Here is a 12,458-nt window from a genome sequence, read left to right as displayed (position 1 = left end):
ATGACGACGGATAGGTTGAGGACCATGTCGAAGGTGCGTATCGGGGCGGTCGCGGCCCACTTCGGGCGCGACCTGGCTCGCGCGGTCGCCAAGCTCGAGGGGATCGTCGAGGACGCCCGCCGCAACGGGGTCGGCCTGCTGGTCCTGCCGGACGCGACCCTCGGCGGCTACCTCTCCGACCTGCGTCATCCCGACCCGCTCGCGCTTCCGCCCGCCCTCACCGAGGACTCCTTCGAGCTGGGCCGGGTGATCGCGATGGCCGGCGAGATGGTCGTCTGCCTCGGCTATGCCGAGGAGGTCGTCGTCGACGGCCAGGCCCGGCTCTACAACTCCGCCGTCTGCCTCAGCGGCGACGGGGTGCTCGGACGCCACCGCAAGGTGCACCAGCCCGCCGGCGAGTCGCTGGTCTACGCGGCGGGGGAGCGGTTCGCGGCCTTCGACACCCCGGTCGGGCGGCTCGGGATGCTCATCGACTACGACAAGACCTTCCCGGAAGCAGCCCGGACCCTCGCGCTCGACGGGGCGTCGGTGATCGCGTGTCTCTCGGCCTGGCCGGCCTCGGTCACCGACCGCGCCTCGCGGCTCCCGCAGGACCGGCAGTCTCGGCTCTTCGACCTCTACGACCAGGCCCGGGCGGCCGAGAACCAGGTCGTCTGGGTCTCCTCCAACCAGACCGGGGTGATGGGTGGGCTCCGATTCCTCGGGCAGGCCAAGGTCGTCGGCCCCGGTGGCGAGATCCTCGCCCGCACCACCTCCAAGGGCGGCCTCGCCGTCGCGGAGATCGACGTCGAGGCGGAGATCGCCCGCTCACGCCGGGTCCTCCACCACCTCAAGGAGCTGACCCCGACGGCCTACCAGCTCCCGGGGTCGCCGCAGTGAGGATCGCCCTGCTCACCTACTCCACCCGGCCGCGCGGCGGCGTCGTGCACACGCTGGCGCTCGCCGAGACACTGGCCGCGCTCGGCGAGGACGTCCACGTCTGGACCCTCGGCCGCCACGGCGACACCGAGTTCTTCCGCCCGGTCGATCCGGCCGTCACCGTCCATGCGGCGCCGTTCGAGGCACGTGAGGAGGAGTCGGTGGGGGAGCGGATCGTGCGCTCCATCGCCGTGCTGCGGAACGCCTTCGAGCGGGAGCGGGACGGCTACGACATCGTGCACGCCCAGGACTGCATCAGCGCCAACGCCGCCCTTCCGTGCGTCCGCACGATCCACCACCTCGACCAGTTCACCACCCCGCAGCTCGCCGCCTGCCACGAGAAGGCGGTGGTCGAGCCGTACGCCCGGATCTGCGTGTCCCGGTCGGTGGCCGACGAGGTCTCGGCCGGATGGGGGTTCGCCCCGGAGGTCATCCCCAACGGCGTCGACGCGGCCCGGTTCGCGGCCGGGGCCGCCGACCACGCCGGACGCGCGGTCTGGCGGGACCGCCTCGGCGGCTATGTCCTCGCGCTCGGTGGGATCGAGCCGCGCAAGGGATCGATCGACCTGCTCGAGGCGTACGCAGCGCTGCGCGCCTCCGACCCCCGCCACCAGGACCTGACGCTGGTCTTCGGCGGCGGCGAGACGCTCTTCGACTACCGCGACTACAGGGCCGCCTTCGACGCCCGTGCCCGCGAGCTGGGCGTGCCCGTCGTCGTCACCGGCGTGGTCGCCGAGGACGAGCTCCCGGCCCTGGTGGCCGAGGCCCGCGCACTCGCGATGGTCTCGACCAAGGAGGGCTTCGGGCTCGCCGCACTGGAGGCGCTCGCCGCCGGCGTACCCGTCGTCGCCCGCGACCTGCCGGTGCTCCGCGAGGTCTTCGCCGAGACCGTCGCCTACGCCACCTCGCCGGCCGAGATCGCCGTCGCGCTGGCCAAGGTCCTGGACTCGCCTCCCGAGCCGGCGGCGGGCCGCGAGCTCGCCGCCGGCTACACCTGGGAGCGCGCCGCCCGCGCCCATCAGGTCTTCTACGAGCGCGCTCTCCGCGACATGTCAGGCGGGTGAGATCGGCCCGGCGCCTTCCTCCAGACCTCGACGCTGCTGCATCCGCCCGGCACCGTCGAGCTCGATGACGGTGTCGATGCCGATCCGCTCCAGGAACCCGAAGTCGTGGCTGACGACGAGCAACGCACCGCGATAGGCATCGAGCGCCTCGGCGAGCTGCTCGACGCTCGTGATGTCCAGGTTGTTCGTCGGCTCGTCGAGGATCAGCAGCTGGGCGGGCGGGTCGGCCAGGAGGAGACGGGCGAGGGAGACGCGGAAGCGCTCGCCGCCGGACAGCGTACGCACGGGGCGGTCCACGCTATCGCCGCGGAGCAGCAGCCGGGCGAGCTGGTTGCGGATCGTGCCCGACGGCGTCTCCGGTGCCACGGCGCGGACGTTCTCCATCGCGCTCGCCTCGTCGTCGAGACCGTCGAGGCGCTGGGGGAGGAGGCCCACCTGATCGGTGAGGAGACGACCGTGCGGCCGCCCGGCCACCGGGTGGCCTGGGGCTCGTCGAGGGCGTCGCAGTGCCGGTCCTGGTGTCCTTCGGGACCGCCCATGACGCTGCCCTGCTCGGTGTCCTGACCTGGCGTCTCTTCGGTTTCTGGCTGCCCATACCCGTCGCCGGGGCAACCTATCTCTGGCTGAGGGCGCGCGGCCTTCCCCGGCGAGCCCGCGCTGACCATCGCCGCTGACGCTCACGTTCACCCGATCCGTGGGAGGTGTGGCGGGAGCTCAGATCGCAGGGTGCGGTACGGCGGAACACTCCGTCGGGTCGGAACGACGGGGCCTTCAGGTTCCCGGAGAGAGGCACCAGAATGTCAGCGATACGCGTCAACGCCATCAACTTCCCTCGGGCCGAGTCCAACCTGATGTTCTCCCGGATCGTTGCCGATACCGGTGGTGTCGGGGCATGGGTCCATTACCGTGAGCCCGCTCCGCTGGACCACCAGCCCATCGTCAGACAGAACCGCGACACGCTCTACAGCGCGGCGATCGTGGACGTGAGTCAGCCGGCCACGCTCACGCTTCCAGACCCAGGGAACCGTTACCTGTCGGTCATGGTCGTCACCCAGGACCACTACATCCCGAAGATCTTCCATGACCCCGGGACGTACGAGCTGACCCGAGAGGCTCTCGGGACCGACTTCGTGCTTCTGGCCGCCCGGATCCTCGTCGACCCCGGCGACCCGGCGGACGTGGCCGAGGTCAATCGTCTGCAAGACGCCCTCGGACTGTCCTCGACGCAGGCGACGCCGTTCGAGCTCCCCGCCTACGACGAGGAGTCCATGACACGCACCCGCCAGGCGCTGCTCCAGCTCTCCGAGGGACTGCCCGACTTCCGCGGCGCATTCGGAAGGCCGGACGAGGTCGACCCCGTTCGACACCTCATCGCCACCGCCTCGGGCTGGGGTGGGCTCCCGGAGCGCGAGGCGCACTATGTCAACGTCAACCCCGGGCTTCCGGTCGGGGAGTACTCCGTGCGGATCGTGGATCCGCCCGTCGACGCCTTCTGGTCGATCTCGCTCTACAACGCCGAGGGCTACTTCGTTCCCAACGAGCTCGGCGTGAACAACATCAACAGCATCACCGCGACGCCGGACCCGGATGGCGCCGTGACCGTCTACTTCGGCGTCGACCCGGCCGGCAAGACCAACTTCCTCCCGGTGATGGAGGGCTGGAACTTCCTGATCCGGCTCTACCGGCCCCGGCCCGAGGCATTGGACGGGACCTGGCAGGTGCCGCCCGTCGTACCTGTTGCGTGATCGACGCCGACGCTGCTCCGGGGCACCGGGGAGCGTGGTGAGCGTGCGGGGTTGACACCGGACGGTGACGGCCCTCACACTCATCGCCATGAACCTGTCTGACAGGCAAACAGTCAAACCGATCCGGCGTGCCAGCGCCATGGACCTCGTCCTCGCCGAGCTGCGCTCGGAGATCGAGTCCGGCACCTTCCCGGTGGGCACCAGACTGCCGTCCGAGGCGACCCTGGTCCGCGACTTCGGGGTCAGCCGCCCGGTCGTCCGGGAGGCGCTGCGAGCGCTGCAGGCGCTCGGCATGACGGAGTCCCAGTCCGGGCGGGGCACGTTCGTCGTCTCCGACCGGGCCGCCGACAACCCGACGTTCGGGAGCTACTCCGCCCGTGACCTGGTCGAGGCACGCCGGCATGTCGAGGTCCCGGCGGCAGGCTACGCCGCGACCCGGCACAGCGGCGACGACCTCGACGAGATGCGCAGCCTGCTCGAGCGGATGGAGCGCGAGGAGGACGGCGCGGTCTGGGTCGCCCTCGACTCGCTGTTCCACATCGCCATCGCCCGCGCCTCGGCCAACCCCGTCTTCGGGAAGGTGATCGAGGAGATCCGCGAGGCCCTCGCCACCCAGTCCGCCCTCCTCAACAAGCTCGACGACTCGCGGCGTACGGCCTCCGACGCCGAGCACCGCCTGATCGTCGACGCCATCGCCTCCGGCTCCTCGGAGACCGCCGAGGCGGCGATGCGCGCCCACCTCGAGCACGTCGACGGCGCGCTCGGAGACATCGTCCGCGACCCCACCAACGACAGGAACACCGACCGATGACCCTGCCGACCTCCACCGGCACCGAAGCCCTGCCCTCGCCCGCCGACGCGGGCGACGAGGGCTACGGCAAGTCCCTCACGCCGCGCCACATCACGATGATCGCGATCGGTGGCGCCATCGGCACCGGCCTGTTCCTCGGTGCGGGCGGGCGGCTGGCGAGTGCCGGGCCCTCCCTCGCCATCGCGTACGCCGCGTGCGGCCTCGTCGCGTTCATCGTCGTGCGCTGCCTCGGTGAGCTGATCCTCTACCGCCCCTCCTCCGGAGCCTTCGTCTCCTACGCCCGCGAGTTCCTCGGCGAGAAAGGGGCGTACACCGCGGGCTGGATGTACTTCCTGAACTGGTCGACCACCGGCATCGCCGACATCACCGCGATCGCGCTCTACGCCCACTACTGGTCGTTCTTCGCGCCCGTCCCGCAGTGGGTGCTCGCCCTCGGTGCTCTGGTGATCGTGCTGGCGCTCAACCTGCTCTCGGTCCGCCTGTTCGGCGAGATGGAGTTCTGGTTCGCGCTCATCAAGGTGGCCACGCTGGTGGTCTTCATGGCGATCGCGATCTTCCTCATCGTGACCCGGCACCCGATCGACGGCACCACCCCCGGGCCGCAGCTGATCACCGAGCACGGCGGCATGTTCCCCGCCGGCATCCTCCCGATGGTCCTGGTGATCCAGGGCGTCATCTTCGCCTACGCCTCCATCGAGCTGGTCGGCGTCGCCGCCGGCGAGACCGCGGACCCGCGCCGCGTCATGCCCCGGGCGATCAACACGATCATCTGGCGCATCGGCATCTTCTACGTCGGCTCGGTCGTGCTGCTCGCGATGCTGCTGCCGTGGTCGGCCTACTCCGCCGACGAGAGCCCGTTCGTGACCGTGCTGTCGCGCGTCGGCGTGCCCGGTGCGGGCGACGTGATGAACCTGGTGGTCCTCACCGCCGCGATGTCGAGCCTCAACTCCGGGCTCTACTCCACGGGCCGGATCCTGCGATCCCTCGCCGCGGCCGGCACCGCCCCCCGCTTCGCCGCGGCGATGAACCGGCACAAGGTGCCCTACGGCGGCATCCTGATGACCGCTGCCGTCTGCGTCCTCGGTGTCGGGCTGAACTACGTCGTGCCCGCCCAGGCGTTCGAGATCGTCCTCAACCTGGCCTCGGTCGGCATCATCGCGACGTGGGCGATCATCCTGATCAGCCACACGATCTTCGTGCGCCGCAGCCGCGCCGGAGAGTTCGAGCGGCCGGCCTTCCGGGTGCCGCGGTCACCGATGCCGCAGTTCATCGCGCTGGGGTTCCTGGCCCTGGTCCTGATCCTGATGTTCTTCGACCACGTCGGCCGGATCACCCTGCTCGCGATGCCGGTGCTGCTGGTGGCGCTGGTCGGCGGCTGGTTCCTCGTCCGCGATCGCATCGACACCTCCGAGATGGAGGTGTGATGAGCCTGCCCCACCTCGTGACACCGGTCGCCGACGCGGCTCCGATGCGGGTGCCCGCCCACCAGCCTCTGGTCGAGGTCTGGCGTGGCGAGATGGTCGAAGGTGTCCATCACGGCTCGGCCGTCCTCCTCGATCCCGAGGGCCGCGTACGCCTGGCGGTCGGCGACGTCGAGGCCGCGTTCTACCCGCGGTCGGCGGCCAAGCCGATGCAGGCGGTGGCGATGGTGCGCGCCGGGCTCGATGTCGGCGACGATCTGCTCGCGCTCGCCGCGGCCAGCCACTCCGGTGAGACGGTCCACCTCGCCGGAGCGCGCCAATTGCTGGCCTCAGCGGGCCTCGGCGAGGACGCCCTGCAGAACCCGCCGGACCTGCCGTACGACCCGATCGAGCGGGAGTCCTGGCTGCGCGCCGACGGGCAGCGGAGCCGGCTCGCGCACAACTGCTCGGGCAAGCACGCCGCGATGGTTGCGACCTGCGCGGCCGCGGGGTGGGCGCACGACCGCTACCTCGATCCCGCGCACTCGCTCCAGGAGGTCATCCGTGCCACCGTCGAGGAGCTCACCGGCCAGCGGGTCGCGACGGTGACCGCCGACGGCTGCGGCACCCCGTTGTTCGCGGTCTCGCTGCACGGCCTCGCTCGCGCCGCGCGGAGCCTCGTGCTCGCCCCTGAGGGCAGCGCGGAACACCGGGTCGCCACGGCGATGCGCCGCCACCCCGAGATGGTCGCAGGCAGTCGTCGTGACGTCACCGCCCTGATGCGGGCGGTGCCCGGACTGCTCGCCAAGGACGGGTTCGAAGGCGTCCAGGTCGCCGCCCTGCCCGACGGCACCAGCCTCGCGCTCAAGGTCGCCGACGGAGCCGATCGGGCCCGCCTGCCGGCGTTGCTCGCCCTCCTGGCCGAGGCCGGGGTCGACCCCGGCGTGCTCGCCCCGTTCGCGCCCACCGCGCTGCGCCCGGCCGCGGCGCTCACCCCGACCGCTCTCGACCCGACGGAGAAGCCATGACCCCACCGACCCGCCGCGAGCACGACCTGCTCGGCGATCTCGACGTCCCCGCGGAGGCGTACTGGGGCGTCCACACGGCCCGCGCCCGCGCCAACTTCCCGATCACCGGCACCACGATCGGCACCTATCCGCACCTGGTGAACGCGCTCAGCGCCGTCAAGGAGGCCGCCGCGCTCGCCAACCTCGAGCTCGGCCTCCTCGATCCCGAGCGTGCCGGGGCGATCGCGTCGGCGTGCCAGGAGATCCGTACCGGGAAGCTGCACGACCAGTTCGTCGTCGACGTCATCCAGGGTGGCGCCGGCACCTCGACCAACATGAACGCCAACGAGGTCATCGCCAACCGGGCCCTGGAGCTGCTCGGTCACGAGAAGGGCGGCTACGACCAGCTCCACCCCAACGAGCACGTCAACCTCAGCCAGTCGACCAACGACGCCTATCCCACCGCCGTCAACATCGCGACCATCATCGCGGTCGGCGCGCTGGCCGACGCCATGCGCGTCCTCGAGGACGCCTTCGCCGCGAAGGCCGAGGAGTTCGCCGGCGTCCTCAAGATGGGACGTACGCAGCTCCAGGACGCCGTGCCGATGACGGTCGGCCAGGAGTTTCGCACCTACGCGGTGATGCTGGGCGAGGACCGGCTCCGGCTGCAGGAGGCGGTCACCCTGCTGCACGAGATCAACCTGGGCGCGACCGCGATCGGCACCGGCCTCAACGCGCCCGCCGGCTACGCCGAGATCGCTCGCCGTCACCTGGCCGAGATCACCGGTCTGCCGTTGGTGACCGCCCCGGACCTGATCGAGGCGACCCAGGACTGCGGGGCGTTCGTCCACCTCTCCGGCGTGCTCAAGCGGGTCGCGGTCAAGGTGTCCAAGACCTGCAACGACCTGCGGCTGCTCTCCTCCGGGCCGCGAGCCGGCCTCGGCGAGATCAACCTGCCCCCGGTCCAGGCCGGGTCCTCGATCATGCCGGGCAAGGTCAACCCGGTCATCCCGGAGGTCGTCAACCAGGTCGCGTTCGAGGTGATCGGCAACGACGTCACCGTCACCATGGCCGCCGAGGCCGGTCAGCTTCAGCTCAACGCGTTCGAGCCGGTGATCCTGCACTCGCTGGTCGCCAGCATCACCCACCTGGCCGCCGCCTGCCGTGTGCTCGCGGAGCGCTGCGTACGCGGCATCACGGTCAACGGGGAGCTGACCCGGGCTCAGGTCGAGCGCTCCATCGGGCTCGTCACCGCGCTCAACCCGGAGATCGGGTACGTCGCCGCGACCGAGATCGCCCGCGAGGCGCTCCGCACCGGTCGTGGCGTCGCCGAGCTGATCCTCGAGCGCGGCCTGATCTCACCCGAGCGGCTCGCTCACCTGCTCCGGCCGGAGCAGCTCGCCCAGCCCGCAACGGCCGACCCGGGGCAACTGGTGACGTGAGTCACAGCAAACCATTGCCCTCACTGCCCTCCGTGCCCTAAAGTTCCAGGGGGCAGAAGGAGGATTCCGCGATACGAAATCGAGGGAGCGATGGGCCTGACACCACTGGAGACTCTGATCCGGCGGGCGCGGGCGCTCCTCCCCGAGGACGGCGTGATCACCGACCACGCCCGGCTGCGGACGTACGAGTGCGACGGGCTGGCCCACTACCGGGTCACCCCGGCGCTCGTGGTGATCCCGGAGACCGCCGAGCAGCTCGCCGCGATCGTGCGGTGCTGCGCCGAGCTGCAGATCCCGTACGTGGCCCGCGGATCCGGCACGGGGCTCTCCGGCGGGAGCCTGCCGCATGCCGAGGGTGTCCTGGTGGTCACCTCGCGGCTGCGGGCCATCAAGGAGATCCGGCGGGAGGACCAACGCGCCGTCGTCGAGCCCGGCGTCATCAACCTCGACGTCACCCGGGCGGCGACCCCGGTGGGCTACTACTACGCGCCGGACCCCTCCAGCCAGCAGGTCTGCTCGATCGGGGGCAACGTGGCGGAGAACTCCGGCGGTGCCCACTGCCTCAAGTACGGCTTCACGACCAACCACGTGCTCGCCGCCGAGTTCGTCGCCGCCGACGGCGATCGCGTACGCCTCGGCGGGGACGCCCCCGACAGCCCCGGCTACGACCTGCTCGGTGCCGTCGTGGGGTCGGAGGGCACCCTCGGGATCGTCACGGAGGTGACGGTGCGGCTGGTCCGGCTGCCGGAGAAGGTGGTCACCCTGCTGGTGGGCTTCGACTCCACCGACCGCGCCGGTGCCGCGGTGTCCGCGATCATCGCGGCCGGCATCGTGCCGGCGGCGATCGAGATGATGGACGCGCTCGCGATCGAGGCCGCCGAGGCCGCGGTGCACTGCGGCTACCCCGACGGCGCGGGCGCGGTGCTGGTCATCGAGCTGGACGGTCCGGCCGCCGAGGTGGATGCCGAGTACGCCGACGTGGTCCGGTTCTGCGAGGAGACCGGTGCCTTCGAGATCCGCACCGCGAAGACTCCCGAGGAGCGGTTCCTGATCTGGAAGGGCCGCAAGTCCGCCTTCGCGGCCGTCGGCCGGATCAGCCCCGACTACATCGTGCAGGACGGCGTCATCCCGCGGACCGCCCTGCCCGAGGTGCTGCGGGCGATCACGGAGCTCTCCGAGCGCTCCGGCGTACGCGTCGCCAACGTCTTCCACGCCGGCGACGGCAACCTGCATCCGCTGGTGCTCTTCGACGACGCCGTCCCCGGCGCCGGGGACGCCGCCGAGGAGGTCAGCCGCGGGATCCTCGACCTGTGCCTGCAGCACGGCGGCTCGATCACCGGGGAGCACGGCGTCGGCGCCGACAAGGCGGCCCACATGCCGAAGATGTACGCCGCCGACGACCTCGACACCATGCAGCTCGTCCGCTGCGCCTTCGACCCGGACCGGATCTCCAACCCGGGCAAGATCTTCCCGACCCCGCGGCTGTGCGGCGAGCGTCCGGGCCGGCGTCAGGGCGCGCACCCGCTGCAGCAGGCCGGCGTCGCGGAGGTCTTCTGATGTCCGACATCACCGTCTCCGGAGTCACCCCCGGTCGCATCGAGCGCCCGACGAGCACCGCCGAGGTCGCCGAGATCATGCGCGCCGCGGTGTCAGCGGGGGAGTCCGTCGTCCCGACCGGAGCCGGCACCAAGCTGAGCTGGGGCAACCCGCCGACCTCGGCCGACATCCTGCTCGACCTCTCCGCGCTGGACCAGGTGATCGAGCACGCCTCCGGCGATCTGATCGCCACCGTCGGAGCCGGGACGCCCCTGGCCCGGCTGAACGAGCACGTCGCCGCGGCCGGCCAGCGTCTCGCCCTCGACGAGACCGTCCCCGGCGCGACCGTCGGCGGCACCCTGGCGACCAACACCAGCGGCCCGCTGCGGATGCTCGCCGGCACGATGCGCGACCTGCTCATCGGGGTGACGATGGTGCGCGCCGACGGCGTGGTCGCCAAGGCCGGCGGCAAGGTCGTCAAGAACGTCGCCGGCTACGACGTCGGCAAGCTCCTCGTCGGCTCGATGGGCACGCTCGCGGTGGTCACCGGGGCGACCTTCCGGCTCCACCCGGTCCCGCAGAGCCGACGCTGGGTCGGTGTCACCGCGCATGACGCCGCGCACGCCGCCGAGCTCACCCAGGCGGTCCTGCACTCGCAGACGGTGCCCTCCGGTCTCGAGGTGGACGCCACCGCCGACGGGCTGCGGGTCGACGTGCTGGTCGAGGGGCGCCCGGAGGGCGTGGCGGGACGTACGGCCGTCCTGAAGCAACTGCTCCCGGGCGCCGAGATCAGCGACCGCCCTCCCGCCGGCTGGGGCCGCTACCCGTGGGACGACACCAGCGACAGGCATCTCGGGATCAAGGTGACCTTTCGGCTCTCCGGTCTCGCCGACCTGATCGAGGCAGCCGGCGAGCTCGGGCTGCGTGGCTCGGCCGGCGTCGGCGTCGCGTACGTCGCCGTTCCCGCCGACCGGGACATCACCGAGATCCGTACGCTCCTCGAGCGGCTGCGCGAGACCACGGGTCGTCATGGAGGCAGCACCGTGGTTCTCGATGCCCCGCAGTCGATCAAGCAGCAGCTGGACCTGTGGGGGCCGGTCCCGGCCCTGGAGCTGATGCGCCGGGTCAAGAACGAGTTCGACCCCGACCACAGGCTCAGTCCGGGTCGCTTCGTAGGAGGGATCTAGCCCATGACGGACATGGACATCCGAAATCTGGGGGCCTTCGACGAGGAGCATCCGCCCGACCAGCACCTGCTCGACGACTGCGTGCACTGCGGCTTCTGCCTGCCGACCTGCCCCACCTATCTACTGTGGGGCGAGGAGATGGACTCCCCGCGCGGGCGGCTCTACCTGATGAAGGAGGGCCTCGAGGGCGAGCCGATGTCGGACTCGATGGTGCAGCACTGGGACAACTGCCTGGGCTGCATGTCGTGCGTGACCGCCTGCCCCTCGGGCGTCCGCTACGACACCCTCATCGAGCAGACCCGCGCTCAGGTCGAGCGCAACCACGCACGTACGCCGAAGGAGAAGGCGCTGCGGAGCCTGATCTTCGCGATCTTCCCGCATCCGAGGCGGCTCCGAGCTATGCGCGGTCCGCTGAAGCTGCTGCAGCGTACGGGCCTCGACCGTCGGCTTCGCAGTACCGGCCTGCTCGAGCGGATGGCACCTCACCTGGCCGCGATGGAGCGGCTCACCCCGACCATCACCGAGGCCGCGCCGCTGCCTGAGCGTGTGCCCGCGGTGGGGGAGCGGCGTGCGGTGGTCGGCATGCTCACCGGCTGCGTCCAGGGCGCGTTCTTCCCCGGCGTCAACGCCGCGACCGCGCGGGTGCTCGCCGCCGAGGGCTGCGACGTGGTCATCCCGGCCGGTCAGGGCTGCTGCGGTGCGCTCTCGGTGCACAACGGCCGCGAGCGGGAGGCTCAGGCGTACGCCCGACGGATCATCGACGCCTTCGAGGACGTCGGGGTCGAGCACATCGTCATCAACGCCGCCGGCTGCGGCTCGACGCTCAAGGACTACGCCCGGCTGCTCGCCGACGACCCCGCCTACGCCGTCAAAGCCGCGGGGTTCGAGGCGAAGGTCCGCGACATCGCCGAGATCCTCGACGAGCTCGGCCCGGTCGCCGAGCGTCACCCGCTCGACCTCACCGTCGCCTACCACGATGCCTGCCACCTCGCCCATGCCCAGGGCGTACGCGCCCAGCCGCGGGCGCTGCTGAGCGGCATCCCCGGGGTCGAGCTGCGCGAGATCGCCGAAGGGGCGATCTGCTGCGGCTCGGCCGGCATCTACAACATCCTCAACCCCGAGCCCGCCCGCGAGCTGGGCGAGCGCAAGGCGCGCAACATCGTCGCCACCGGCGCCGAGGTGCTCGTCACGGCCAACCCGGGCTGCCTGCTCCAGGTCGCCTCGGCGATCTCCGCACAAGGACATCGGCTCGGCATGGCCCACCTCGTCGAGGTGCTCGACGCCTCGATCAGCGGCTCCTCGCCCGAGGCGCTGCGCAGCCGCACCATCTGATTCTCCGACAACTGAA

The 12,458-nt window shown here is 71.3% G+C and carries 11 protein-coding genes; 10 read left to right on the top strand and 1 reads right to left on the bottom strand.

Going from position 1 to position 12,458, the window contains the following annotated elements:
• Window positions 1-24: 24 nt before the first annotated feature.
• Both OG984_RS07800 and OG984_RS07795 read left to right on the top strand, forming a co-directional pair.
• Window positions 25-879, top strand: coding sequence for a carbon-nitrogen hydrolase family protein (locus OG984_RS07800; protein WP_328531019.1), 855 nt, complete (start codon window positions 25-27; stop codon window positions 877-879).
• Complete coding sequence (locus OG984_RS07795; RefSeq protein WP_328531018.1) at window positions 876-1,982, top strand: MSMEG_0565 family glycosyltransferase; 1,107 nt, start codon at window positions 876-878, stop codon at window positions 1,980-1,982. The genes OG984_RS07800 and OG984_RS07795 overlap by 4 nt, the downstream gene beginning before the upstream one ends.
• Here the strand turns inward: OG984_RS07795 and OG984_RS07790 are convergent.
• On the bottom strand, window positions 1,971-2,456 hold the full coding sequence (locus OG984_RS07790; RefSeq protein ID WP_328531017.1) for an ATP-binding cassette domain-containing protein: 486 nt from the start codon (window positions 2,454-2,456) through the stop codon (window positions 1,971-1,973). The two genes, OG984_RS07795 and OG984_RS07790, sit on opposite strands and share 12 nt — an antisense overlap.
• A 323-nt stretch (window positions 2,457-2,779) precedes the next feature.
• On the opposite strand from OG984_RS07790, the gene OG984_RS07785 reads away from it, so the two are divergent.
• From OG984_RS07785 to OG984_RS07750, 8 genes are all read left to right on the top strand, one after another.
• Window positions 2,780-3,727 carry a DUF1214 domain-containing protein gene (locus OG984_RS07785; RefSeq protein WP_328531016.1) on the top strand — a complete coding sequence of 316 codons (948 nt, stop codon included), beginning with the start codon at window positions 2,780-2,782 and terminating at the stop codon, window positions 3,725-3,727.
• Window positions 3,728-3,815: 88 nt separating this feature from the next.
• Window positions 3,816-4,538, top strand: coding sequence for a FadR/GntR family transcriptional regulator (locus tag OG984_RS07780; RefSeq protein WP_328531015.1), 723 nt, complete (start codon window positions 3,816-3,818; stop codon window positions 4,536-4,538).
• The gene (locus OG984_RS07775) at window positions 4,535-5,962 is read left to right on the top strand and encodes an amino acid permease (protein ID WP_328531014.1); all 1,428 of its coding nucleotides are present in this window, start codon (window positions 4,535-4,537) and stop codon (window positions 5,960-5,962) included. The genes OG984_RS07780 and OG984_RS07775 overlap by 4 nt, the downstream gene beginning before the upstream one ends.
• Complete coding sequence (locus tag OG984_RS07770; protein WP_328531013.1) at window positions 5,962-6,966, top strand: asparaginase; 1,005 nt, start codon at window positions 5,962-5,964, stop codon at window positions 6,964-6,966. Before OG984_RS07775 ends, OG984_RS07770 begins: the two co-directional genes overlap by 1 nt.
• Entirely contained in the window at window positions 6,963-8,387 is a 1,425-nt protein-coding gene (aspA, locus tag OG984_RS07765) for an aspartate ammonia-lyase (protein ID WP_328531012.1), read from the top strand. Before OG984_RS07770 ends, aspA begins: the two co-directional genes overlap by 4 nt.
• Window positions 8,388-8,477: 90 nt before the next feature.
• On the top strand, window positions 8,478-9,944 hold the full coding sequence (locus OG984_RS07760; protein WP_328531011.1) for an FAD-linked oxidase C-terminal domain-containing protein: 1,467 nt from the start codon (window positions 8,478-8,480) through the stop codon (window positions 9,942-9,944).
• A complete protein-coding gene (locus OG984_RS07755; protein ID WP_328531010.1) occupies window positions 9,944-11,110 on the top strand; it encodes an FAD-binding oxidoreductase in 1,167 nt (388 codons plus the stop codon). Before OG984_RS07760 ends, OG984_RS07755 begins: the two co-directional genes overlap by 1 nt.
• 3 nt (window positions 11,111-11,113) lie before the next feature.
• Entirely contained in the window at window positions 11,114-12,442 is a 1,329-nt protein-coding gene (locus OG984_RS07750) for a heterodisulfide reductase-related iron-sulfur binding cluster (protein ID WP_328531009.1), read from the top strand.
• The last annotated feature ends 16 nt before the right edge of the window (window positions 12,443-12,458 follow it).

It is taken from the genome of Nocardioides sp. NBC_00368, from assembly GCF_036090055.1.
GTDB lineage: Bacteria > Actinomycetota > Actinomycetes > Propionibacteriales > Nocardioidaceae > Nocardioides.
The sequence above is the reverse complement of the archived record's forward strand: the minus strand, read 5'-3'. Positions and strand labels throughout refer to the sequence as shown.